Annotated in this window: 26 protein-coding genes; 24 read left to right on the top strand and 2 right to left on the bottom strand. The window is 31.6% G+C overall.

Annotated features, from left to right (window positions below; all coding sequences use genetic code 11):
* Nucleotides 1-42: 42 nt before the first annotated feature.
* Nucleotides 43-933, bottom strand: coding sequence for an AraC family transcriptional regulator (locus tag CLOCEL_RS15410; protein ID WP_010075862.1), 891 nt, complete (start codon nucleotides 931-933; stop codon nucleotides 43-45).
* A gap of 246 nt (nucleotides 934-1,179) precedes the next feature.
* Between CLOCEL_RS15410 and CLOCEL_RS15405 the strand changes: the two genes are divergently transcribed.
* The 4 genes from CLOCEL_RS15405 to CLOCEL_RS15390 all read left to right on the top strand — a co-directional run bounded on the left by CLOCEL_RS15405 (nucleotide 1,180) and on the right by CLOCEL_RS15390 (nucleotide 5,843).
* Nucleotides 1,180-3,126 (top strand): glycoside hydrolase family 127 protein, encoded by a 1,947-nt coding sequence (locus CLOCEL_RS15405; protein WP_010075861.1) that lies wholly within the window; start codon nucleotides 1,180-1,182, stop codon nucleotides 3,124-3,126.
* A 273-nt stretch (nucleotides 3,127-3,399) separates the two neighbouring features.
* Complete coding sequence (locus CLOCEL_RS15400) at nucleotides 3,400-3,741, top strand: hypothetical protein (protein WP_010075860.1); 342 nt, start codon at nucleotides 3,400-3,402, stop codon at nucleotides 3,739-3,741.
* A gap of 124 nt (nucleotides 3,742-3,865) precedes the next feature.
* A complete protein-coding gene (gene rho, locus CLOCEL_RS15395; RefSeq protein ID WP_013291822.1) occupies nucleotides 3,866-5,317 on the top strand; it encodes a transcription termination factor Rho in 1,452 nt (483 codons plus the stop codon).
* 235 nt (nucleotides 5,318-5,552) lie between these two features.
* The gene (locus CLOCEL_RS15390) at nucleotides 5,553-5,843 is read left to right on the top strand and encodes a DUF4190 domain-containing protein (RefSeq protein ID WP_010075857.1); all 291 of its coding nucleotides are present in this window, start codon (nucleotides 5,553-5,555) and stop codon (nucleotides 5,841-5,843) included.
* A gap of 104 nt (nucleotides 5,844-5,947) precedes the next feature.
* On the opposite strand, the gene rpmE is transcribed toward CLOCEL_RS15390, so the two are convergent.
* Nucleotides 5,948-6,157, bottom strand: coding sequence for a 50S ribosomal protein L31 (gene rpmE / locus CLOCEL_RS15385; protein WP_010075856.1), 210 nt, complete (start codon nucleotides 6,155-6,157; stop codon nucleotides 5,948-5,950).
* A gap of 370 nt (nucleotides 6,158-6,527) precedes the next feature.
* Between rpmE and CLOCEL_RS15380 the strand changes: the two genes are divergently transcribed.
* The 20 genes from CLOCEL_RS15380 to atpD all read left to right on the top strand — a co-directional run bounded on the left by CLOCEL_RS15380 (nucleotide 6,528) and on the right by atpD (nucleotide 25,286).
* Nucleotides 6,528-7,121, top strand: coding sequence for a thymidine kinase (locus tag CLOCEL_RS15380; protein ID WP_010075855.1), 594 nt, complete (start codon nucleotides 6,528-6,530; stop codon nucleotides 7,119-7,121).
* On the top strand, nucleotides 7,114-8,172 hold the full coding sequence (locus CLOCEL_RS15375) for a DUF1385 domain-containing protein (RefSeq protein WP_010075854.1): 1,059 nt from the start codon (nucleotides 7,114-7,116) through the stop codon (nucleotides 8,170-8,172). The genes CLOCEL_RS15380 and CLOCEL_RS15375 overlap by 8 nt, the downstream gene beginning before the upstream one ends.
* 15 nt (nucleotides 8,173-8,187) lie before the next feature.
* Nucleotides 8,188-9,039 carry a peptide chain release factor N(5)-glutamine methyltransferase gene (gene prmC, locus CLOCEL_RS15370; protein ID WP_010075853.1) on the top strand — a complete coding sequence of 284 codons (852 nt, stop codon included), beginning with the start codon at nucleotides 8,188-8,190 and terminating at the stop codon, nucleotides 9,037-9,039.
* A gap of 70 nt (nucleotides 9,040-9,109) precedes the next feature.
* Nucleotides 9,110-10,186, top strand: coding sequence for a peptide chain release factor 1 (gene prfA, locus CLOCEL_RS15365; RefSeq protein ID WP_010075852.1), 1,077 nt, complete (start codon nucleotides 9,110-9,112; stop codon nucleotides 10,184-10,186).
* 19 nt (nucleotides 10,187-10,205) lie between these two features.
* Nucleotides 10,206-10,775, top strand: a complete 570-nt coding sequence (locus tag CLOCEL_RS15360) for a hypothetical protein (protein WP_010075851.1) — start codon at nucleotides 10,206-10,208, stop codon at nucleotides 10,773-10,775.
* Between the two features lie 165 nt (nucleotides 10,776-10,940).
* On the top strand, nucleotides 10,941-11,660 hold the full coding sequence (locus CLOCEL_RS15355) for a ZIP family metal transporter (RefSeq protein WP_010075850.1): 720 nt from the start codon (nucleotides 10,941-10,943) through the stop codon (nucleotides 11,658-11,660).
* Nucleotides 11,661-11,695: 35 nt separating this feature from the next.
* Nucleotides 11,696-12,748, top strand: a complete 1,053-nt coding sequence (locus CLOCEL_RS15350) for an L-threonylcarbamoyladenylate synthase (RefSeq protein ID WP_010075849.1) — start codon at nucleotides 11,696-11,698, stop codon at nucleotides 12,746-12,748.
* Nucleotides 12,749-12,802: 54 nt separating this feature from the next.
* A complete protein-coding gene (locus tag CLOCEL_RS15345) occupies nucleotides 12,803-13,258 on the top strand; it encodes a low molecular weight protein arginine phosphatase (RefSeq protein WP_010075848.1) in 456 nt (151 codons plus the stop codon).
* A 28-nt stretch (nucleotides 13,259-13,286) separates the two neighbouring features.
* Nucleotides 13,287-13,736, top strand: a complete 450-nt coding sequence (gene rpiB, locus CLOCEL_RS15340) for a ribose 5-phosphate isomerase B (protein WP_010075847.1) — start codon at nucleotides 13,287-13,289, stop codon at nucleotides 13,734-13,736.
* Between the two features lie 19 nt (nucleotides 13,737-13,755).
* Complete coding sequence (upp, locus tag CLOCEL_RS15335; protein WP_010075846.1) at nucleotides 13,756-14,385, top strand: uracil phosphoribosyltransferase; 630 nt, start codon at nucleotides 13,756-13,758, stop codon at nucleotides 14,383-14,385.
* A 197-nt stretch (nucleotides 14,386-14,582) separates the two neighbouring features.
* Nucleotides 14,583-15,608, top strand: coding sequence for an MraY family glycosyltransferase (locus tag CLOCEL_RS15330; protein WP_010075845.1), 1,026 nt, complete (start codon nucleotides 14,583-14,585; stop codon nucleotides 15,606-15,608).
* Between the two features lie 20 nt (nucleotides 15,609-15,628).
* Entirely contained in the window at nucleotides 15,629-16,786 is a 1,158-nt protein-coding gene (wecB, locus tag CLOCEL_RS15325) for a non-hydrolyzing UDP-N-acetylglucosamine 2-epimerase (RefSeq protein WP_010075844.1), read from the top strand.
* A gap of 401 nt (nucleotides 16,787-17,187) precedes the next feature.
* Nucleotides 17,188-18,372: an acetyl-CoA C-acetyltransferase gene (locus CLOCEL_RS15320; protein WP_010075843.1), complete on the top strand. Its 1,185-nt coding sequence runs from the start codon at nucleotides 17,188-17,190 to the stop codon at nucleotides 18,370-18,372.
* A gap of 998 nt (nucleotides 18,373-19,370) precedes the next feature.
* A complete protein-coding gene (locus CLOCEL_RS15310) occupies nucleotides 19,371-20,117 on the top strand; it encodes a FoF1 ATP synthase subunit A (RefSeq protein WP_010075840.1) in 747 nt (248 codons plus the stop codon).
* Nucleotides 20,118-20,140: 23 nt separating this feature from the next.
* Complete coding sequence (atpE, locus tag CLOCEL_RS15305) at nucleotides 20,141-20,377, top strand: ATP synthase F0 subunit C (protein WP_010075839.1); 237 nt, start codon at nucleotides 20,141-20,143, stop codon at nucleotides 20,375-20,377.
* 60 nt (nucleotides 20,378-20,437) lie between these two features.
* Nucleotides 20,438-20,920 carry a F0F1 ATP synthase subunit B gene (locus tag CLOCEL_RS15300; RefSeq protein WP_010075838.1) on the top strand — a complete coding sequence of 161 codons (483 nt, stop codon included), beginning with the start codon at nucleotides 20,438-20,440 and terminating at the stop codon, nucleotides 20,918-20,920.
* Between the two features lies 1 nt (nucleotide 20,921).
* Entirely contained in the window at nucleotides 20,922-21,461 is a 540-nt protein-coding gene (locus CLOCEL_RS15295; RefSeq protein WP_010075837.1) for a F0F1 ATP synthase subunit delta, read from the top strand.
* A 10-nt stretch (nucleotides 21,462-21,471) separates the two neighbouring features.
* Complete coding sequence (gene atpA, locus CLOCEL_RS15290) at nucleotides 21,472-22,983, top strand: F0F1 ATP synthase subunit alpha (protein ID WP_010075836.1); 1,512 nt, start codon at nucleotides 21,472-21,474, stop codon at nucleotides 22,981-22,983.
* A gap of 24 nt (nucleotides 22,984-23,007) precedes the next feature.
* Nucleotides 23,008-23,862, top strand: coding sequence for an ATP synthase F1 subunit gamma (gene atpG, locus CLOCEL_RS15285; protein ID WP_010075835.1), 855 nt, complete (start codon nucleotides 23,008-23,010; stop codon nucleotides 23,860-23,862).
* Between the two features lie 23 nt (nucleotides 23,863-23,885).
* Nucleotides 23,886-25,286 (top strand): F0F1 ATP synthase subunit beta, encoded by a 1,401-nt coding sequence (gene atpD / locus CLOCEL_RS15280; RefSeq protein WP_010075834.1) that lies wholly within the window; start codon nucleotides 23,886-23,888, stop codon nucleotides 25,284-25,286.
* Nucleotides 25,287-25,297: the final 11 nt, after the last annotated feature.

The following is a 25,297-nucleotide window of genomic DNA, read 5'->3' as shown; positions in this document are numbered from 1 at the left end:
CTTCATGATGAAAAAGTTAACAAAAATAATTATAAAGGGCTGCTATCTTGAGAATAGCAGCCCTTTATAATACGCATTTCTATATCCAGTAGGAGTTATATTTTCATAATCCTTAAAAAGTCTCATAAAGTATTTTTCATCTTTGAAGGATAAAAAGTAGGCAATTTCTTTTATTGTCATGTCAGTATTAATGAGAAGTTCCTTGGCTTTCACTATTTTTGAGTTGTTTATATACTGTATCAGATTTACTCCAAGGTGCTTTTTAAAAAGTCTTGTTAGATAATCTTTGTTATATGAAAATTCAGTAGCTATTTCATCTATTGTTATATCCTTTTCGATATTTAGTTTTATCCATTCCACAACGCTATATAGCTTAGCGGGTTTACTTCTATCAAAAACGTTACGCTTGCTTATTAAGTACTGAGAAGAGATTTCAATGAGGATAGAAGTAAGTAAGTAGTCTAAAGCGAAAGGATAGATAAATTCTTCTGTAGTAGCATGAAACAGTTGTCTTACCTTAATATTTAGTGCTTCAAATTGACTCAGTTCCATAGTGTTTGGCAATATTATTGAATTATGTTTTTTATTCATCATTGGATTGTTAAGCATGGGTAATATTTCGCTATTTGCTTCCTTTTGGTTAAGGTGTGAAAAGCTATTTTTGAACAAAAAATGCATCCAATAAAAGGAGGTACCTTTATCAGAATATCTATAACCACTATGAGTGTAGCCAGGATAAAGTAGTAGGATATCTCCGGGATTTACTTCATATTCTTTATTTTCCTGCCTTATAAATATTGTATTTTTAACGCCTATTATCAATTCGTAATTATCTATTACTCTTTTCATATGGGTCCACTTATCAAGAGCTACAAATTGTCCGCAAGATATAAATTGTACGGGGGTTTCAAGATTTGCTTTAAGAAATTCCATAGTCGGATTTATCCACCTATTCTACTGATTTGTATGTCGAAAATATATATTTATATTGTTATCATTATAATATAAATCATGATTTGTTGAAATATATTATAGATTTTTAATCTGAAAGCTTTGATTATCCTAAAAGGTTAAATTTGGAACAATATTAGTAGTTTAAGGGTATGATAAATTTATTTTTTAAAACAATAGAGAGTATTAAGAATATTTGAAGCTAGATATAGTATGGAGGTAATGAAAATGGATAAATTTTTGACTAGTGAAGTGCTACCGATTAAATCTGTAGAAATTAAAGATGATTTTTGGGGTAAATATATTGATTTAGTAAATGAAGTAGTAATACCATACCAATGGGAGGCATTAAATGACCGTTTGCCAGATGCAGAACCAAGTTATGCAATAAAGAATTTTAGAATAGCTGCTGGCCTTGAAGAAGGAGAATTTGGTGGAATGGTATTCCAGGATAGTGATCTTTATAAATGGCTAGAAGCAGTAGCTTATAGTTTAGAAACTAATCCAAATCCTGAACTTATGGCAATAGCTGACGAAGCTATTGATTTAATTGAGGCTGCTCAAGGTGACGATGGATATGTAAATACTTATTTTACTATAAAGGAACCAGATAAAAGATGGTATAACTTATGTGAGTGTCATGAATTGTATTGTTTAGGACATATGATTGAAGCTGCTGTAGCATATTATAATGCAACGGGAAAAAGAAAGTTTTTAGATATTGCTTGCAGATTTGTTGATTATGTTGACACTATATTTGGACCGGAACCACATAAAGCTAAAGGATATCCAGGACATCAAGTTATAGAAATGGCATTAGTAAAACTATATGATGTAACTAATAATTCTAAGTATCTTGCCCTTTCTAAATATTTTATAGATCAAAGAGGGCAGGAGCCTAATTACTTTAAGGAAGAATATGAAAAAAGAGATGGAGTATCTCATTTTCTTAAAACTAAAATTCCTCTAGACCTACCATATAATCAAGCTCATAAGCCAGTTCGTGAACAAGAAGTAGCTGTAGGTCATGCTGTGCGCGCAGTATATATGTATTCTGGAATGGCTGATATTGCAGCAAAAACTAATGATGAAACTCTTAAAAAAGCTTGCGAGACTATTTTTAATAACATAAAAGATAAACAAATGTATATTACAGGTGGGGTAGGTTCTACAGCTCATGGAGAAGCTTTTACCTATGATTATGATCTTCCTAATGATACAGTGTATTCAGAAACCTGTGCTGCAATCGGACTGATTTTCTTTGCTCAAAGAATGCTGAAGCTTGATCAAGATAGGAAATACGCAGATGTATTAGAAAGAGCTTTGTATAATACGGTAACAAGTGGAATGGCGTTGGATGGCAGACATTTCTTCTATGTTAATCCACTTGAAGTTCAACCAGAAGCTTCAGAAAAATCCCCAATTAAGCGACATGTAAAAGCAGAAAGACAAAAATGGTATGGTTGTGCTTGTTGTCCACCTAATGTTGCAAGATTACTTACTTCTTTAGGACAGTATATTTATACAGAAAGTAATGATACTATATTTACTCATCTATATATAGGAAGCAAGGCAGATTTTACAGTTAACAATAAAAAGGTAACAGTAAAACAAACTACAAATTATCCTTCAGAGGGTAAGGCTACTTTTGTTTTTGATATGTCTGAAAATAATGAGTTTACCTTTGCATTAAGAATTCCAGAATGGTGTAAAAATTATAAGATTTTTATTAACAATGAAGAATATAGAGAATTAGACTTAAATAAAGGATACCTTTATATAACAAGAGAATTCTTAAATTCAGATGTTGTTGAAATATCTATGGAAATTGAAACTGTGCTTGTAGCAAGTAACCCATTAGTTAGAGCAAATGCTGGGAAGGTAGCTATCTGCAGAGGCCCATTAGTTTATTGTCTTGAAGAAATAGATAATTGTAAAAATCTATCATCTATACTTATAGACACTTCAAAACCTGTTAAGGAACAGTATAATCCAGAAGTTTTAGGTGGAGCTATTGAATTAAAAGCAAGCGGATATATTGTTTCTTCTGAAAGCCAAGATTTATACACTTCTTTTAATGTAAAAGAGATGCCTTTTAATATAACAGCTATACCATATTTTATGTGGGGGAATAGAGGTCTTGGAGAAATGAGTGTTTGGATAAGATATAAATAGGTGTTTATATTGTGTATAAGATTTTTTATCAATTTGTATACATGAGTTATATTGTATGGAGAGACTGCTATGAGTCTCTCTTTTCTTTATAGTTTTATGAAAAAGTGGTTTTAATTAAATAAAAAGTAATATAAAACACAAATGTGTTTAAATATGTATCAAAGGCAGAAAAAAGTCGAATAAAAATTTGTAAAATCACCATTATATTTAGAGGAATTAAAAAGAAATTATAGAATTATATTTAGTGAAGAAGGTTTTGGAGGTGAGACACTATTGATATATGATACTAAAATATCTATTGCTATTAAATGTGATGACGGCGGGTATCGATTATATAGGATTTCATTATTTCAGCTGGAAGCATTAAATAAGATTAAGCTAATCAAAGGAGCCAAAATAAATAAGGATAAAGAACTTGAGATAAGCATAAAGTGCCCTATTTGTGATAATCTTCACTTCTATAAGTTTAAGCTCTTTGATGAGGAAGAAAGTATCACGATAAGAGGTTGCGTATCTTCTGGAAGCCCGATAATTATTGTAGGGAAAGATGAACTTGTTAATGAATATATTAGTGTAAATAATAGTATTGAAAGGTATATTTATGCAATGTTATAAATATGAGCTAAGGCTCATATTTTTTTGTGGATAAAAAATTATAAATGGGGTATAATCATAAAAGTACTTTTATGGTAGATTTTTCGGATTTAAGCTCAATGTAAATTGGGTTGGAGGTGTAAATTTGGATATAAATGAATATGGAACAATGAAATTAGACGAACTCAAGATAATTGCAAAGGAATTAGGAATAAAAAATACTTCAAAATATAAAAAAACTGAGCTGATAGACGAAATCCTTAAAGAAAAAGCTAAGACTACAAAAGTTTTTTCAACTCCTTCCATTGAAAAAGAGGGAGTGATTCTTAGGGAGAATATTAAACCAAAGGTTGCTAGTGTAGAGCTTAGTGAGAGAAATATATCAGAAGTGCCCCCGGTAGTTAGAGAACAAAATAATAATAATAATAATAATTTAAGTCAAGGAACGGAACAAAGGGATGTATCTTACGAACCTATTCAAGATCTTAATAGTGCTAAAGGTGTTTTGGAAATAAATGAATCTAATAACTTTGGATTTTTAAGAGCTGGAAATTTTGTAAGCACATCGGAAGATATATATGTATCACCATCTCAAATAAGAAGATTCAATCTTAGAACTGGTGATGAGGTAGAGGGAAAGGTAAGAGAACCAAAAGAAGGCGAAAAGTTTAAAGCATTACGTTTTGTTGAGAAGGTAAACGGTGAAAATCCAGAAAAAGCAATAGGAAGAATTCCCTTCGAAAAGTTGATTCCAATCTATCCTGAAAACAGATTAAAGTTAGAAACAAAAAGTTCTGAATTATCAACTAGACTGATGGATTTCATCTGTCCTATCGGAAAAGGTCAAAGAGGTCTTATTGTTGCTCCCCCTAAAGCTGGTAAGACAACACTTCTAAAAAATGTTGCAAATAGTATCACTGAAAATCATCCAGAGGTAAAATTAATAGTAGTTTTAATTGATGAAAGACCAGAAGAAGTTACAGAAATGCAAAGAAGCATAAAAGGTGAAGTAGTATATTCTACCTTTGATCAAGAAACAGAAAGCCATATAAGAATTGCTAATATGGTTCTTGAAAGAGCGAAACGTATGGTTGAACAAAAATTAGATGTAGTAATTTTATTAGATAGTTTGACTAGATTAACAAGGGCTAATAACCTTAGAGTTGATCCAACAGGAAGAACTTTATCTGGTGGTCTTGATCCTGCAGCACTTCATCTTCCGAAGAGGTTATTTGGAGCAGCGAGAAATGTGGAAAATGGTGGAAGTTTAACAATTCTATCTACGGTTCTTGTTGAGACAGGCAGTAGAATGGATGATGTTATTTTTGAAGAATTTAAAGGAACTGGTAATATGGAAGTTCATTTAGATAGAAAACTTCAAGAAAGAAGAATTTTCCCTGCTATTGATATATATAAGTCTGGTACTAGAAAAGAAGAATATTTACTTTCAACAGATGAACGCAATGCTGCAATAAACGTAAGAAGAAAACTATATAACGAGAATAATCCTCAAGCTGTAACGGAGATGGTTTTAAATATACTAAGTGAAACAGAATCGAATGATGAATTGATTAAGAGATTAAACAATATAAAATAAGTTAGTTAACATTTAGTGGAACTAGCGCTTAATCGTAATGATTTTTCGAAGATTTACTATTTGATTGAAGAAAAATAAAAAGTATAGTAAAATAATATGTGGAATTCTAATATATTTTGATTAAAGTTTGATTCATTATAAATAAAGTATAATAAAATAGGTAATCTTATGAATTGATCTTTATACATGAATATAATGAAATTATTCTTTACAATATTGCAAAGGGGGAGAAAAAATGTCAGAATTTAACCAAAATGGGTATCAAAATGAAAGCAAGGGTTTAGCTATTGCTTCTATGATATTAGGAATCGTTTCTGTAGTAACTTCATGTTTATGGTTTGTTGCAGGTCCATGTGGATTAATAGGATTAATACTAGGAATTGTAAGTAAAGTAAAAAAACAAGGTGGAAGTGGTTTTTCTACTGCGGGAATTATACTATCTGTTATAGGACTTATAATATGTCTTGTATTATTAATTTTAGGTGCTGCATTTTTAAGTGCTTACTCGGATCAGTTTAATTATTAATTGAAAAAATGTCATTATTTAGATGAAACTAAGTAATGGCACTTTTTTTATAAGTTTTATATAAGATAAAAATAAAGCAGCTTCTTTAGAAGCTGCTTCGTTTTTTATTTGTTCTCTAAGTTGAATTTCTTCATGAATTTTTCTACTCTTCCACCAACGTCAACTAGTTTTTGCTTACCAGTGAAGAATGGATGGCATTTAGAGCATATTTCCACTTTTAATTCTTTCTTAATTGAACCTGTTGTAAAAGTGTTTCCACATGCACACTTAACCAAAGCATCGCTATGGTATTCTGGATGTATGCCTTCTCTCATTATTGTTCACCTCACATATTTTAAACATTATTATGTTTAGTCTTTAACCCTTAAAAGTATAGCATAAGTATTTGAACAGGTCAATAAAATAAATACAAGTTTTAGGGTAACATATAGATGTTCCAATTAATGTTTTCTTTTGGTGGTCCCAAATTAAAATAAACGTTAATAGATATTTTAATAAAATTATTTTATGATATCGATGTTAGTTAAATTGTATGTACTAAGAAGATTTAATTAAAAAACATACATAATTATTTGTATGTGATTATTTGATAAAAATTTGACTGTTTTGAAAAAATAAAAGACTTTATATTAATTTTTTTATCTGCTACAATAGGTTTGTTAATTTAGTGGAGGTGTAGTATAAATGTATAGACCTACGGATCATGGTTGGATTGAAGTAGTATGTGGACCTATGTATAGTGGTAAATCAGAAGAACTTATCAGAAGGGTAAAAAGAGCTAGGATAGGTAATCTAAAGGTGCAAGTTTTTAAACCTGCTATTGATAATAGGTATGATGATGAAGCTGTGGTTTCACATTGTGGAGAAAGAGTTGATGGAGTGGCTGTCAGTTCTTCTAGAGAAATATTAGAACTATTAGAAGATGATACAAAGGTCGTAGCTATAGATGAGGTTCAGTTTTTTGATGATGAATTAGTTGATGTTGTTTCTGAACTTGCAAATGAACATAAAAGAATAATATGTGCAGGATTGGATACGGATTTTAGAGGGGAACCCTTTGGGATTATGCCTAAGCTTATGGCTATTGCTGAATTCGTTGATAAGATAACCGCTATATGTATGAAGTGTGGAAATCCTGCTACAAGGACTCAAAGATTAATTAACGGAATGCCAGCTAAATATGAAGATAAAATAGTTTTGATTGGGGCAACGGAATCCTATGAGGCAAGATGTAGAAACTGTCATCAGGTGCCACGAGAAGGAGAATTATATGAGTAAAAAAGCGAAGGTTGGAGGACAAGCAGTAATTGAAGGCGTTATGATGCGTGGCGAAAAAGGTATAGCTACAGCGGTAAGAAAAGCTGATGGCAAAATTGAGATAAAACTTGAACCTATATTTCCTATAACAAAAAAGAATAAGATAACTGCTTTACCTTTTATCAGAGGTTTTTTAAATTTGATAGATTCGTTAATAGTAGGAGTTAAAAGTTTAAATTATTCATCTTCTTTCTTTGAAGATGATGAAGAGGATGGAGAACCATCTAAATTTGAACAATGGTTTTATAAGGTGTTTAAGGATAAAGCAGGGGATATTGTGGTAGGAATATCAATGCTTCTTGGAGTTGCATTGGCAATGTTATTGTTTATGGTAGTCCCAACTGCAATAACTGGATTAATAAAGAAGATGAATGTAGATAGTAGTTTTATCCTAAGTTTTATAGAAGGGATTATGAGTCTCGTTATATTTTTGTTATATCTTTTTGCTATAAGTAAAATGGAGGATATTTATAGGGTGTTTCAGTATCATGGTGCAGAACATAAGACCATATATTGTTATGAGAATCAGTTAGAATTAACACCAGAAAATGCTGACAAGTTTGGAACTCTTCACCCAAGATGTGGAACAAATTTTATGTTTCTTGTCATGGCAGTAAGTATTTTTCTATTTTCCTTTTTAAATTGGGGAAGTATATTAGAAAGAATGTTTTTTAAGCTTTTATTGCTCCCTGTGGTTTCGGGAATCACCTATGAATTGATTAGATGGCTTGGAAATACTAAAAGTAAATTAGGACATGTAATAGCATATCCTGGAATGATGCTCCAAAAACTTACAACAAAGCAACCAGATTTAGAGATGCTAGAGGTTGCAATAGTATCCTTGCAAGTAGCAGAAGGTATAAAAACTGTTGAGGAAATTAAAAATATGCAAAGAGATAAGTCTGATGAAAAAGCTGAAGAAGGAACGAAATTAGAGCAATCTGTATCAGAACAGGAAGCAGGTTTAAGCGATAAGGAAGTTGTAGAAGAAAATAATTTTAGTGTGGAATAAAAAAGAGGAACTACTATGAATATTAAGGAACTATTAAACATAGGAACTAAGACTTTAATTGATAATAATGTAGAATATGGTAGAGAAGATGCGTTAGATCTTCTCTCTAATATTTTAAAAAAAGATCGACTATATTTAATTATCAATGGGTTGGATGAAGTAGATAAAGAGTCGGAAGATATATTTTTCAATTTCATCGAAGAAAGAGGAAGAAAAAGGCCTCTTCAATATATATTAGGAAATGCGACATTTATGGAATTATCCTTTAAGGTTAAAGAAGGCGTTTTGATTCCTAGAGCTGACACTGAGATATTGGTTGAGGAAGTGTTAAACTATATTGATAAAAATAACTATAAAGATATATGTGATGTATGTACTGGCACTGGAGCTATAGGTATAGCAATTGGATATCATAGACCAACTACAACGATAGATATTTGCGATATTTCTGAGATTGCTGAGGAAATAGCTAAAGAAAATATATTTAAATTAAAAGTTGAAAAAAATGTTGAGTTTTACCGAAGTGATCTTTTAAGCTTTGCAGAGGGATTACATAAGAAGTACGATGTTATAGTATCAAACCCACCGTATATAAGAACCAGTGTAATAGAAGCACTTATGGAGGATGTAAAGAATTATGAACCACATTTAGCTTTAGACGGTGGAGAAGATGGATTAATTTTTTATAGAAAAATCACTAAGGATAGCTGTAAATTTTTAAATAAGGGAGGACTTTTGGCTTTTGAAATTGGTTATGATCAAGGCGAAGAAGTGTCTGAATTGTTAAAAGAATATGGATTTATAGATGTTATAGTAAAGAAAGATCTTGGAAATAACGACAGGGTTGTATTAGGAAGATACCTATAAGGTTGTTATATGCAAAATTATGTGTTATAATGTTGAATTGAAAAAAATTTTCATACGGAGTGATTAATGAATGTTAGAGAGATTAAACTTCATCGAAAATAAATATGATGAGTTATCCATTAAGATAAGTGATCCATCAATTATGTCAAACCAAAAAGAATGGCAAAAACTATGTAAAGAACATTCTGACTTAGGTATAGTTGTTAATAAATATAAAGAATATAAAAAAACAATTGAAGACATTGAGGATAACAAGGAAATGATTCAAGATGGGTCATTAGATCCAGAACTTAAAGAATTAGCAAGTGAAGAAATAAAAGAGTTAGAAATATTAAAGAATAAATATGAAGAAGAATTAAGAATTTTATTACTGCCAAAGGATCCTAATGATGATAAGAACGTTTATGTAGAAATTAGAGCAGGTGCTGGTGGAGAAGAAGCTGCATTGTTTGCGAATAATCTAACAAGAATGTATGCAAGATATGCAGAAACTCATGGATGTAGAGTTGAAACGATATCTATAAACCCAACAGACCTTGGTGGTATTAAAGAAATAGTAATGATGATTAAGGGCACTGGAGCTTATAGCAAGCTTAAGTATGAAAGTGGAGTCCACAGAGTACAAAGAGTTCCAGACACAGAATCATCAGGAAGAATTCATACATCAACAGCTACTGTAGCTATAATGCCAGAAGTGGATGATGTAGAAATAGAAATAAGTGCAAATGATTTAAGAATAGATGTATTCAGAGCTTCCGGACACGGAGGACAATGCGTTAACACCACTGACTCAGCTGTAAGAATTACACATTTACCTACTGGTATAGTTGTATCTTGTCAAGATGAAAAAAGTCAGCTTAAAAACAAGGAAAAGGCATTAAATGTTCTTAAAGCTAGATTATTTGAAAAAGCAGAATCAGAAAGAAGCGCATCCATCGCTGAAGATAGAAAGAGCCAAGTTGGTACTGGTGATAGAAGTGAAAGAATAAGAACCTATAACTATCCGCAAGGAAGAGTTACAGATCATAGAATAGGGTTAACATTATATAAACTAGATTCATTTTTAGATGGAGCAATTGATGAAGTTATTAATGCTTTAATAACTGAAGACCAAGCTAAAAAGATGGAAGCTATGGGAAAACAATAATAGATTAAGAGGTGCCGAGATGAAAATAAACAAAGCTCTTAGAAAGCAAAGAAAATCTTATAAAAGATTTATGCTATCTATGGGTTTTGTTTTTGTTTTATTTCCTAGTTTGTTATATGTTACAAGGATATTTGATTGGCATTTGATATTATTGTTGGTTTTAGTAGAAATTCTTTGCGCTTTATCGATGGTAACAAAATATAAAGAGTTGAATTTAAAATATGAAGTTACATTAAAAAATATAAAAATTATGACTCGAATTCCTAAAAGAACAAATACTATACCCTATGATGCTATAAAGGGAGTTCATTTTTCTTATATGAAAAATAATTCTATTCTATATATAATCGTAGACAGAAAACTTAGAGGTAAGGTTTGGAAAAGGCTTAATAAGTTAAGTGAAAATGATAAAGAACTTGTTGAGTTAGCGGAAAGAATACAAAATGTTAAAGAAATAGATCAATTGTTTTATTTAAGTATAGTTAGTGGAGGCTTTATAAAGCAAGAAGTACTAAGTCATCTTTATGTAAGGGCTTTAGATGCATTTTTCTCTAAAGGAGCAATGAGAGAGATAGCTAGTTCTAAGTAATAAATGTTTTTATATATGTTTCAATTAAATGCATAGGTTAACTTTAATGTTACAAATCTTATATTAAGTAATTATTTCAATAATTAATAAAGTTTCTAATAATTAAAAACAAACATCATAAAATGTTGTCTATATAAATAACCATATTAGTATAGGGGGGATTTTATGAATGTAGTATATATCATTTTTATTGCCAGTATTATGGCTATATTAGGAACTGTGTTAGGCGCATTTCTTGGAATTATTATTAAGAAACCGTCAGAAAAATTTCTTGGTAATGTTGTTGGATTTGCCTCGGGATTAATGTTATCTGTAGTTGCCTTTGATCTTATACCAGAGGCGGTAAAGTGGAGTTTATTTGGAACATTAATTTTTTCTTTGATAGGAGTGCTAACTTTAATGGTACTTGAGAGTGTAATAAGAAGAAATGATAGCAAGTATAATGACCATAAAAAGGTAGCAGCTATGATAGCTTTAGGACTTATGTTTCATAATCTTCCTGAGGGAATAATAATGGGATGTGGTTTTTTTGCAAGTGGAGCAATTGGGTTTAAAATGTCATTGATAATTATGATACATGATATTCCGGAGGGCATATCTTTCTCAGCACCATTGATGGTTGCAAGAGAAAAAAGGAGTAGGATAATTCTTTATGCATTTTTAACAGCGGTGCCTACGGTTATAGGAACATTTATAGGAGCCTATATTGGAAATGTATCACCTAATCTCATAGGTTTATCAATTGCTATTGCAGCAGGAATAATGCTATATGTAATAACTGGTGAGATGTTGCCTGAATCCACAAAGCTATGGAATGGAAGGACAAGAACTATATCTACTCTTATTGGATTTATTTTAGGCGTTTTTATATCAAATATTTTTTAATTTTACATACACAAACTTAAAAGGATAGTGAAGAAATGGATACAAAAGTTTTAATTTTTAAGGAAAATAATATCGAAAAGGATAAACTTAGAGAAGTTGCAGAGGTTATTAGAAATGGTGGACTTGTAGCATTTCCTACAGAAACTGTATATGGTCTCGGAGCTAACGCATTTGATGAAAATGCTGTGGAAAAAATATTCATTGCAAAGGGAAGACCTCAAGATAACCCATTAATAGTACATATTAGTCAATTAGATGATATTTTCCCCTTAGTAAAAGAGATACCATCATCAGCAAAGATGCTTATGGATAACTTTTGGCCAGGTCCTATTACGTTTATATTAAATAAAGAAACATGTATACCATACAAGACAAGTGCAGGACTTGAAACAATTGGAATAAGAATGCCTTCAGATCCTTTAGCAAGAGCTTTAATTAAAGAAGTGGGCGTGCCTATTGCTGCACCTTCAGCTAATTTATCTGGAAAGCCAAGTCCAACAGATATAAATAGATGTATCGAGGATTTGGAGGGAAAGGTAGATTGTATAATAGGCGGAAGCAATTCAGAGGTTGGTTTAGAATCAACCATAGTTGATTGTACTGTAGAGCCGCCATGTGTATTAAGGCCAGGAGCTATTACCATTGAAATGATTAGGAAAATCCAGCCAGAGGCGTATATTGATCCAGCATTATTAAATAAAGCAGATCAGAATTTCAAACCAAAGGCACCAGGAATGAAATATAAACATTATGCACCAAAGGCTTCTGTGATAATTATTAAAGGTGAAATTAATAAAACAGTTGAAAAAATAAACGAAATAGTGCAAAATTATATAGATGATGGTATTAAAGTTGGAATAATGGCGACTGATGAAACCAAAACTTATTATAAAAAAGGTGAGGTTATTTCTTTAGGAAGTAGAAGTGACTTAACTTCTATAGGGAGGAATCTCTTTGGAGTACTTAGAACCTTTGATGATCTAGGAGTAGAATACATAATTTCTGAAGCTTTTGAGGAAAAGGAATATGGATTAGCCATTATGAATCGATTAAACAAAGCTGCTGGATATAACATAATTTCGTTATAATGATGACTCTACAGCATTAGAGAGTTAATTGATCAAAGGGAGAAGGAGGATTTTATGAATATATTATTCGTGTGCACTGGAAATACTTGTAGAAGCTGCATGGCAGAAGCTATATTTAATAAGATCAATGATGTTGAAGGACTAATAGCTTATTCTGCTGGTGTATCTGCAATTCCCGACAGCAGTATATCTAAAAATGCATCTTTATCACTAAAAAATAATTTAGATGTAGAACTAATTGATAGAAAAGCTGTTCAAGTAAATAAAAGATTAGTAGATAGCAGTGATTTAATATTAACTATGACATCAAGGCACAAAGAGTTTTTACTTTCATACTTTCCGGAAGTGTCAGAAAAAACCTTTACCTTAAAAGAATTTTCTGAGAGTGATGATGAAGTTTCCGATCCTTATGGAGGGAATTTAGATATATATCATAGAACCTTTATGCAGTTAAAAGATAACATTGAATTAGTAATTGAAAAACTTAAAAAAGGTATTTGGAATATTTAGTTTTTCTTATAAATTTGGAGGTGTAAATATGAAAATAGCATTAGGATCAGACCATGCTGGATTTCAACTAAAAAATGCAATACAAAAACATCTTATAGAAAAAGGAATAGAAGTTAAGGACTTTGGAACAGAGTCAGAAGCTTCTTGTGATTATTCAGATTTTGCTTTAAAGGTTGCAGAAGAAGTTAAAGATAAGAATTTTGATTTTGGAATTCTTGTTTGTGGAACAGGAATAGGAATAAGTATTGCAGCAAATAAAGTTCCAGGAATAAGAGCTGCTTTATGCCATGATACTTTTAGTGCTCATTCTACAAGACAACATAATAATGCTAATATATTGGCTATGGGTGCAAGAGTAGTAGGTGAAGGTTTAGCTTTAGATATAGTAGATATATTTTTAAACACAGAATTTGAAGGTGAAAGACATCAAAGAAGAATCGATAAAATAAGTTTAATAGAACAAAAATATAACAAATAGTTTAGAGAGGACGTTTTCCATGAGTAAAGTAATTGAAATAACACATCCATTGATACTACATAAATTAGCACTTATAAGAGATAAGAATACTGGATCGAAAGATTTTAGAGAATTAGTTAATGAAGTTGCAATGCTTATGGCTTATGAAGTAACAAGAGAAATGCCAACAGAAACTGTAAAGGTTGAAACACCAATTTGCGTAACAGATTGCAAAATGTTAGCAGGTAAAAAAGTTGCTATAGTGCCAATTTTAAGAGCTGGCCTTGGTATGGTAGATGGTATGCTTAAACTTATACCAGCTGCAAAGGTTGGCCATATAGGCTTATATAGAGATGAAGTGACACTTCAACCAGTGGAATACTTCTGTAAGTTACCTCAGGATATTGAAGAAAGAGATATAATAGTAACAGATCCAATGCTAGCTACTGGTGGATCTGCTATTGATGCGATATCACTTCTTAAGAAAAGAGGCGCTAAATATATTAGATTGATGTGTCTTTTAGGTTCTCCAGAAGGTATAAAAGCAGTTCAAGTTGCTCATCCAGATGTAGATATTTATTTAGCATCTATTGATGAAAAGCTAAATGAAAAAGGATATATTGTTCCAGGACTTGGTGATGCTGGAGATAGATTATTTGGGACAAAATAGATTAGTTTATATGGTTAATAGTGGGAAAATTCAGCTATGCTGAATTTTTTTACTAATAGCTGATAAAGATTGATAATATTTATTAGTATTATTTAGATATAAAGAGAAAAAATAATAATGATATAACGAAATAAACTTTAAATTATTAATTATGTATATTAAAATATTAGTAATTTAGTATGAGTTGAGGAAAAAATATGATAAGCATAAAACTATTTTTATTAGGGTTCATAATATGCCTTCTTTTAGTGCCGTTAGTGAAAAAGATAGCTTTTGTCATTGGAGCGGTTGATATAGCTTCTGGTGGAAGGCGAATACATTCAAAAGATACTCCGCTTCTTGGTGGACTAAGTATATACATAGCTTTTGCTGTTGTTAGTCTGTTTTTTACTGGTGAATTTGATAAACTAAAATTTATCATTGTAATTAGTGCACTTCCTATAGTTGTAGGTGGTATATTGGATGATATATATGAAATAAGACCATTATACAAAATAATGTTTCAGTTAGCTGGAGCTGTTATGTTAATTGTCATGGGAGTAAAGATACAACTATTGACCAATCCCTTTGGAACTGGAGACCAGTTTTTTTCACTACAGTATTTAAGTATTCCAATAACAATATTGTGGATTATTGGTGTTACAAATGCATTTAATTTAATCGACGGCTTAGATGGTTTGTGTGGTGGTGTAGCTTTTATATCTTCTTTATCGATTTTTTTCATGTCAATTTTAAATGGAAGACCTATGGTAGCTGCATTAACAATAATTTTATGTGGAAGTATTTTAGGATTTCTAATGTTTAACTTTCATCCAGCAACGATTTTTTTAGGTGACACAGGATCACAGTTATTAGGATTTCTTTTAGCAGCAATTTCAATGGTAGGAACAGTGAAATCTGCAACAGCTTTCGCGGTAGCAGTACCAATTTTAGCTTTAGGAATTCCTATATATGATACACTTTTCGCTATGATTAGAAGAAAGGTTAATGGTAAACCGATTTTACAAGCTGACAAAGGGCATTTTCATCATAGACTTCTTGATTTAGGTTTATCACAGGTTCAAGCTGTTGTTATTATTTATATAATAAGTGGCATATTGGGAATTGTATCTATAATAGCTTTAGAAGTTAGTTCTACAAATTCCTATATAATATTAGCTACGGTTATGGCAGCAATAGTATTAATCGGTTGGAAAGTAGGTTTCTTTAAATCTAAAGAGTAGTATAGCATGGAGGATGTAAAATGGAAAAAATCAAGATAATAACTATATTTGGAACTAGACCAGAAGCAGTAAAAATGGCCCCATTAATAAAAGAACTTGAGAAGCATGAAGAAATTGAATCAAAGGTATGTGTAACTGCGCAACATAGAGAAATGCTTGACCAAGTATTAGAACTTTTTGAGATAAAGACAGATTATGATTTAAATATAATGCAAACAAAACAGACGCTTACAAGTATAACTACAAAGGTTCTAGAAAATTTAGAGGAGATATTTGAACAAGAAAATCCAGATATGATTCTTGTGCATGGAGACACTACAACTACTTTTGCTAGCGCTTTAGCTGCGTTTTATAAGCAAATTAAAGTTGGACATGTTGAGGCGGGATTAAGGACCTTTGATAAATATTTCCCATTCCCAGAAGAGATGAATAGAAAATTAACTTGCGCTGTAGCTGATTTAAATTTTTCTCCAACGGAAGTAGCTAAAAATAACCTTCTTAGAGAAGGTGTTAAAGAAGAGGATATTTTTGTTACTGGAAACACAGTAATAGATGCTATGGCTCATACTGTAGAAGATAATTATGAATTTAAAACAGAACAATTAAATTATATAAATTATAAAAAAAGAAAAGTTATAATGGTTACAGCTCATAGAAGAGAAAACTGGGGAGATGGGATAGAAAATATCTGTAAGGCTCTTAAAACAATTGTTAGAGAAAATAAAGATGTTGAACTTGTGTATCTTGTACATTTAAATCCAGTTGTTAAGGATGTTGTATATAAGCACCTAGATGGAGAAGAAAGAATTCATCTATTATATCCTTTAGATACAAAAGAGACTCATAACCTTATGAATAATGCATATATGATTATGACAGACTCAGGTGGACTTCAAGAAGAAGCGCCACACCTTGGAAAACCTGTACTTGTGCTTAGAGATGTAACGGAAAGACCAGAAGCTGTTAAAGCTGGTACTGTAAAGCTTGTTGGTACAGATACTGAATATATAGTAAATGAGGCAAATAAGCTTATACGTGATCCAAAAGCTTATGAACTTATGAGTAAGGCAGCAAATCCATATGGTGATGGAAAAGCCTCAAAGAGAATTGCTGAAGATATTTTATATTATTTTGGTAAAAGAGATGTTCCAGCTATGGATTTAAAGAGTTCTAAATAAATGCCAGATATAGAATTTATTTAGGATGATATATTTTATTTAACAAAATGTTAGAATTTAATTTGAAATTAAGATATTTACAGTTTAACCTATAATAAAAAATTAACTATCATTTTAATGATGATTCTTAAAATTTACTTTGTTAAATGAGGAGTTTATATTAAGAATATTCATCAAATTTAAGTATTACTAATATGTATGTAAAAAAGCTACCTAAATTAAGGTAGCTTTTTGTTAGCAAATTATCAATATTTTATTGGATAAAGAAAATAATACATAAATTAGTTAAAATTTTAACAATTTATATTGATAAAAAAGCTTTAAATAGTTATAATAAATATGTTGACAAATGTAAATTCGTTTTAAAGCAATAAGCTTAAATAAATTTAGGAGGTAATTCCATGAGAGATGTAGTAATCGTAAGTGCAGTTAGAACTGCAGTAGGTACTTTTGGAGGTTCATTAAAATCTGTTCCAGCAGCAGAGTTAGGAGCTATCGTTATTAAAGAAGCAGTGAGCAGAGCAGGTATAAGCGGAGACCAAGTTGACGAAGTTGTATTGGGTAACGTTATATCAGCAGGACTTGGACAAAATGTAGCAAGAATAGCTACAGTTAAATCAGGTCTTCCAGAAGAAGTTCCTGCAATGACAATTAATAAAGTTTGTGGTTCAGGTTTAAGATCTGTATCATTAGCTTGCCAAATGATTCAATCTGGTGATGCTGATGTTGTAGTTGCTGGAGGTATGGAAAACATGTCTTTAGCACCATATATATTACCAACAACTAGATGGGGACAAAGAATGGGTGATGGAAAAATCGTTGATGCTATGATAAATGATGCGTTAACAGATGCTTTCTATGGATACCACATGGGTATTACTGCTGAAAACATAGCAGAAAAATGGAACTTAACTAGAGAAATGCAAGATGAATTTGCTGCAAGTTCACAACAAAAGGCTGAAGTTGCTGTTAAAGCAGGTAGATTCAAGGATGAAATAGTACCAGTTACTATTCCACAAAGAAAAGGTGACCCAATAGTATTTGATACAGATGAATTCCCAAGATTTGGAACAACAGCTGCATCATTAGGTAAATTAAAGCCAGCATTCAAGAAAGACGGAACAGTTACAGCTGGTAATGCATCAGGTATCAATGATGGTGCTGCTGCACTAGTAGTTATGAGTGCTGAAAAAGCAGCTCAATTAGGTGTTAAACCTTTAGTTAAAATTGTTTCATGGGGATCAAAAGGATTAGATCCACAAATCATGGGATACGGACCAGTTGCTTCAACAAGAGTTGCTCTTGAAAGAGCAAACCTTTCAGTTGCTGATTTAGATCTTATCGAAGCAAATGAAGCTTTTGCTGCTCAAAGTTTAGCAGTTGCTAAAGATTTAGAATTCGATATGAGCAAAGTTAATGTAAATGGTGGAGCTATTGCTCTTGGACATCCAGTTGGTGCTTCAGGTGCTAGAATATTAGTTTCATTAATTCACGAATTACAAAAAAGAGAAGATGCTAAATTAGGTCTTGCTACATTATGTATAGGTGGCGGACAAGGAACAGCTGTAATAGTTGAAAAATGCTAATTAGTTAAAATTTAATAAAACAGTCTATTTACTACAGGGTATTTTACGGTAAATAGACTGTTTTTTGTTACTATAAAAAGGCCAAAAGCAACAAAAAATAATTAGCTTATCAATTGAAAACGTTAAAGTTTTGTCATGTTAATACGATAAAAATAATTAAGGCATATAAGTTATTAAAAAAGTACATAAATTAATGATTAATTTAAAAAATTTTTGAATAATTTAAAAGTGTTATTGCAATTTATAATCTATTTATAATTTTTATAATAACTCCAGTTTTTTACTGTATATATATGAAAAAACATATATATTGATAGAAATTCTCATGTAAATGTTTACGGAGACGATTTCATGCTTAAGAAAGCTATTGTATAAAGTTTAATAATTTAGGTAAAGGAGTTATGGATAACTTATTCAATTTTCAGAAAATTGAGCCTTTATTTAAAAATGAAGGAACTTGCAAAAAAAATGAATATATTATAGAAAACATGAGTATAGTGGCTTAAAAGTGAAGGAATAAACCTTAAACTTGCAAAATCAACGCTATTATAGGAAATTAGGAAAATTTAGAAGTTTATTTGTGTTAGAATGGAGATTATAATAATCAAGTAGTAAGGAATGATGCTAATTGCTGAGACAAAAGATAATAACAAAGGACTTCATAAAAATTTTAATGATTCTTCTAGTTTTAATGAGCATAATATTTGGATATATAAACCCCAAATTTATTATGCCATTTTTGGTAGGGTTTTTGTTAGGAATTCTATCTTATGTATTGAATTACCATGGGAGCTTTTATTTTCTTAATAATTATAAAGAAGCATTTGTTTTATTTATAATAATTTCTTTTATATTAAGAATAATAATAATAGCATTAGTGGCAATTTACCTTATTTTGAAAGTACCCAATTATGCTTTCCCATACATAATAGGTTATACTTTATATCAAGTACCATTAATAGTTTCAATAATTAAAAAGAAAGGGGAGTGATAGTTTTATGGGAGGAAAAGAAGCAGATGTAGTATACTGGTCTACCGATGTATTAAAGGTTCCATTTAAAATAGACACAACCTTTATCAGACTTAATATAATGATGTGGTCAGTGATGTTAATAATAATCGCAGTAACTTTTTATTTTTCAAGAAATTTAAAAGTTATTCCATCCAGAAGGCAAGCAGTTGCAGAAACTTTTGTAAACTTTATACGAGGATTAGTAGATCAAAATATGGGAAGTCAGTATAAGCAGTTTGTGCCTTTTGTTGGAACCTTAGCATTATATTTAGGATTACTTAATCTCATAGGACTAATAGGGATTAAACCACCAGCAGCGAATATAAATATAGCGTTGTCTTTTGGATTAATTGCATTTGGTGTAATCAATGGTTATGCTATTAAAGTCAATGGACTGGGTCATTATCTAAAAGGTTTTGCTCAACCAGTAGCTTTTATTTTTCCACTGAATATTGTAGAAAGATTAACATTCTTATTATCTACAAGTCTCAGACTTTTTGGAAATTTACTTGCAGGTACTATTTTAGTTGAACTTATTTATGAAGCCTTAGCGCATTTATCAGAAGCAACATCTACAGCTGTTGAATTTTCACATGTGTTAACGTTTAATCTTTTTTCATTGGTAATACCAATTTTCCCACACATGTATTTTGATATATTCGATGGATTAATCCAGACGTATATCGTTTTAATGCTAGTAACTATAAACACAAAAATTATAGCAGAAGAATAATAAAAATAACGGAGGTATGTAAAATGAATGAAAGTTTTGTAAATGGAATGAAGGTACTTGCTGCTGGGTTAGCGGCTTTAGGAGTTGTTGGAGCAGGAATTGGTTGTGGTAACGTTGCTGCAAAAGCTGTTGAAGGAGTTTCAAGACAACCAGAAGCAAGTAGTGATATTACTAGAACAATGATTCTTGGTATAGTTTTCTCAGAAGCTACTGCAATATATGCTTTAATCATAGCTATTTTACTTATATTTGTTGCCTAATATAAGCTTACACTTTATAAAAAGTTTTAAATTCTAGCCTGAAAGGAGGCTAAAAGCTCTATGGTAGATATTAATCTTGCAGTAATTTTAGCTGCGATAATCAATTTTATAATTCTACTAGCAGTAGTAAAAAAGTTTTTTTGGAAAAAGATTCTAATAGTAATAGAAGAAAGAGAAGAAAGTATAAAAAGCAATTATTCTTTAGCTGAAGAGAAAAAAGCAAAGGCAGAATTATTAGTTAAAGAAAGAGAAGAGTTATTAGCTAAATCTAAAGATCAAGGCAGAGAGATAGTAGAAATGCAGAAAAAGAATGCTGAAGTTGTTTCAAGGGAGATACTTGACTCTGCTCAAAATGAAGCTAAATTGATTATAGATAGAGCTCAAAAAGAAGCTAAGAGAGAAAAGGAAAAGCTAATAGAAGAATTAAGAACTGAAACTATAGATCTTGCTGTAGCAATGTCTACAAGAGCCCTCGAAGCTGCAATTGATGAGGAAGAACATAGAAGACTTATTGATGACTATTTATCGAAGGTAGGTAGTTAATATGTATGAATATCTTGATAGACGATATGCGTTAGCCTTATACGAGGTTGCAGAGGAAAAAGGCAAGATTAAAGAATTTATGGATGACTTAAAAGAAATTGTTACTCTCATTAAAACAAATGAAGAGTTAGCAAGAATGATTGAGCATCCACAAATAAGTTCCCATAAAAAGAAGGTTATCTTCAAAGAACTTTTTGAAGGTAAGATAGATGCGGATTTGTTAAGATTTTTAACTATTCTAATAACAAGAGGTAGAATTCTGTTCTTGGAAGAGAAACTAAGAGAGATGGAAAAAATCCATCTTGAGAAAAATAATAAAATCGAAGCAACTGTAGTTACTGCATTGCAACTGAATGAAATTCAAAAGCGTGCATTAATAAATAAGTTAGAAAAGAAGTACGATAAAGACATAATACTAGTTGAACAAGTTGATAAAAGTATTATAGGTGGAGTTTATGTAAGAGTTGGTGATGATGTAATTGATGGAACTCTTAAGACGAAACTTGAAGAGATGAGAAATATAATGTATAAGGAAGAATAGAGGTGAACCTATGAATATTAAACCAGAAGAAATTACTTCTATTATAAAAAAAGAAATTCAAGGTTATACCCAAAAGTTAGACACTATTGATTCTGGTACTATTGTTCAAATTGGAGATGGTATTGCCAGAGTTTATGGTTTGAATAACTGTATGGAGGGAGAATTACTTGAATTCCCTAATGGAGTTTATGGTATGGCTCAAAATCTTGAAAAGGACAACGTAGGCTGTGTTCTTCTTGGCGATGAAGAAGGAATTAAAGAAGGCGATGTAGTTAAAACCACTGGTAGAGTAGTTGAAGTTCCAGTAGGTGATGAAGTTGTTGGAAGAGTTGTAAATCCACTTGGAAAACCAATAGATGGTAAAGGTTCTATAAAACATGTAGAAACTAGACCTTGTGAAAGTCCTGCATATGGTGTAATTGATAGACAGTCTGTTAATCAACCGTTACAAACAGGTATTAAGGCTATAGACTCAATGATCCCAATCGGGAGGGGGCAAAGAGAACTTATAATAGGTGATAGACAAACAGGTAAAACTGCAATTGCTCTTGATACAATTCTTAATCAAAAAGGAAAAAATGTTATTTGTATATATGTAGCTATAGGTCAAAAACAATCTACAGTTGCAAATATTGTTGGTACATTAACAGAAATGGGTGCTATGGATTACTCTATTGTAGTTTCATCAACAGCATCTGATTCAGCTCCACTTCAGTATCTTGCACCATTCTCTGGAGTAACAATGGCTGAATATTTTATGAAACAAGGAAAAGATGTATTGATAGTTTATGATGATCTGTCTAAGCATGCTGTTGCTTATAGAACAATGTCATTATTACTTCGTAGACCACCTGGTAGAGAAGCTTACCCAGGAGATATATTCTATCTTCATTCAAGATTGCTTGAAAGAGCTGCTAAGCTTTCACCAGAACTTGGTGGAGGTTCAATCACAGCGTTACCAATAGTTGAAACTCTAGCAGGAGATATTTCAGCATATATACCTACAAATGTAATTTCTATTACAGATGGTCAGATATTCTTAGAAAGTGAAGCGTTTAACGTAGGTCAAAAGCCAGCGGTTAATGCTGGTATATCTGTATCAAGAGTTGGTGGTAGTGCTCAAATTAAAGCTATGAAGCAAGTTACTGGTACATTAAGACTTGAACTAGCACAATACAGAGAATTAGCTGCTTTTGCTCAATTTGGTTCTGATTTAGATAAGGAATCAAAGAGAGTCCTTGAAAAAGGAAGAAGACTTATGGAGATATTAAAACAAAATCAATATGAGCCAATAGATGTTATTCATCAAGTAGTGGTATTCTTTGCAGCTAATGAAGGATTAATAGATGATATTCCTGTAAATAAAGTTCTAGAATTCACTAATACCATGGTGAAAGATTTAGATATACATCATAAAGATGTAATAGATGAGTTAAGAGACAAAAAAGCTCTTGATGATGATCTGAAAAATAAGATCAGAAGTTCTATTTCTGATTTTAAGAAGAAGTTTAACGAGATCTAATCCACTTAAATAGGAGGTGGAATAATGGCAGGCGCAGGATTAATAGAGATAAAGAGAAGAATAAAGTCTGTAAAAAATACGAGAAAAATAACTAGTTCTATGAGTCTTATTGCTACATCTAACCTGAAAAAAGCTAGAGTCGCTATGATTAATAATAAATCATATGGCGAAGTTTTAGATGGTATTATGAATCAAATAGCGACAGATGTAGAAGAGTCAAACATATACGTTAATGGTAATGGGGGAACTAAAACGGCTTATATAGTTATTACATCGGATCAAGGCTTGTGTGGAGGGTATAACTCAAATGTTATCTTAACTCTTATCGATAAAATCAAAGATGACAAAGAGAATAAAAAAGTTATCTTAGTTGGCGAAAAGGGAAGAGGCTATCTTAGAAGATATAAATTTGATACCTTAGCAGAATATGTAGATTTAAAAAGTATTCCTACTATGGATGAAGCTGCAGTTATTGCTACAAAAGCATTAGAATTATATAAATCTAATGAATATGGAGAAATCAATATAGTTTATACTAAGTTCGTTTCCTCTGTAAAACAAGCTGTTGAAGTGAAAAGACTACTTCCTTTCAATTCTGTTCAAGAAAAAAAGACAAATAGAAAACAAATAAATTATGAGCTTACACCGATTGAGGATCTAGAGATTCTTATAAATAGCTATATGAATAGTCAAGTATTCACTGCGCTTTTAAATGGAAAGACTAGTGAGCAGTCATCACGTATGACTGCTATGGATTCTGCCACAAAGAATGCAGATGAACTTATTGAGAAGTTGAATCTTAAATATAATAGAATACGACAAGCAGCTATTACGCAAGAAATCTCTGAGATTGTTGGAGGTGCTTCAGCACAAAGTTAGTAATAAAGCATAGGAGGTGTACTATGGCGAATATCGAAGGAAAAGTGGTTCAAGTCATAGGACCAGTTATAGATATAAAATTTAGCACTGAAACTCTTCCTAATATTTTCAACGCAGTTGAAGTAGATTTAGAAAACGGAGAAAAATTAGTAGCTGAAATTGAGCAACACATGGGGGATGATATAGTTAGAGCTATATCCATGCAAGCTACAGAAGGCGTTAGAAGAGGAATGAAGGCAATTGATACAGGCGCTCCGATTACAGTTCCAGTTGGAGAGGCTACTCTTGGAAGATTATTCAATACGCTAGGACAGCCAATTGATAATAAAGGTGAAGTAGTAAGTGATACTATGTATCCTATCCATAGAAATCCACCATCATTTGAGGACCAATCTAGCAAACAAGAAATGTTTGAGACTGGAATTAAGGTTATAGATTTACTTGCACCATACCAAAAAGGTGGGAAAATAGGTCTATTTGGTGGTGCTGGTGTTGGAAAGACAGTACTTATTCAAGAACTTATCAATAACATAGCAAAAGAACATGGTGGTCTTTCTGTATTTACTGGTGTTGGTGAAAGAACAAGAGAAGGTAACGACTTATATCATGAAATGAGTGATTCTGGAGTTATAAGCAAAACTGCATTGGTATTCGGACAAATGAACGAGCCGCCAGGTGCTAGAATGAGAGTTGCACTTACAGGATTAACAATGGCAGAAAACTTTAGAGATAAAGGTCAGGATGTGCTACTATTCATAGATAATATATTTAGATTTACACAAGCAGGTTCAGAGGTTTCAGCGTTGCTTGGTAGAATACCATCTGCCGTTGGATATCAACCTACACTTGCCACTGAAATGGGGGCTCTGCAGGAAAGAATAACATCTACAAAACATGGATCTATTACATCTGTTCAAGCAGTTTATGTTCCTGCAGACGATTTAACTGACCCAGCTCCAGCTACAACTTTCGCTCACTTAGATGCTACAACAGTTTTATCTAGAGCTATAGTTGAAATAGGTATTTATCCAGCAGTTGACCCTCTTGAATCTACATCAAGAATTCTAGATCCTAGAATTGTAGGTAAAGAACACTATGAAACAGCTCTTGAAGTAAAGAATATTCTTGAAAGATATAAAGAACTTCAAGATATCATAGCTATACTTGGAGTAGACGAATTATCAGAAGAAGATAAACTTATTGTTGGTAGAGCAAGAAAAGTTCAAAGATTCTTATCACAAAGCTTTACTGTTGCTGAACAATTTACTGGTATGCAGGGTAAATATGTGCCAATAGCTGAAACTGTAAGTGGGTTCAGAGAAATTCTTGATGGAAAATGTGATGAAATTCCTGAAGCAGCATTCTTATTTGTTGGTAACATAGAGGAAGCAAAAGCAAAAGCTAAATCTATGAGACAAGAGTAAGGAGTAAAAAC

Source organism: Clostridium cellulovorans 743B, from assembly GCF_000145275.1.
In the GTDB taxonomy this organism is placed as follows: domain Bacteria; phylum Bacillota; class Clostridia; order Clostridiales; family Clostridiaceae; genus Clostridium_K; species Clostridium_K cellulovorans.
Note: the sequence above shows the minus strand (reverse complement) of the source record. Positions and strands in the feature narration are given on the sequence as shown.